Source organism: Streptomyces sp. O3 (assembly GCF_054788135.1).
Window position 1 is genome coordinate 1 of sequence record NZ_JBTVYK010000262.1, and the last position, 215, is coordinate 215.

The following is a 215-nucleotide window of genomic DNA, read 5'->3' on the forward strand; positions in this document are numbered from 1 at the left end:
CCCAACTTCCGGCACCCGGTGACGCTCGCCAAGGAACTCATCTCGCTCGACGACATCTCCGGCGGGCGGATCACGCTCGGCATTGGTGCGGGCGGCAACGGCTTCGATGCCGCGACGCTGCTCAAGAGCGGTGAGGAGCCCTGGACGCCGCGTGAGCGTGCCGACCGGTTCGGGGAGTTCGTGCCGCTGCTCGACCGGCTGCTGACCGAGGACTC

At 69.3% G+C, this 215-nt stretch carries 1 protein-coding gene; it reads left to right on the forward strand.

Annotated elements, in window-relative coordinates:
* Positions 1-215 (forward strand): LLM class flavin-dependent oxidoreductase (locus tag ACX6XY_RS30585; RefSeq protein WP_460338028.1); only part of this gene is annotated, 215 nt, incomplete at both ends.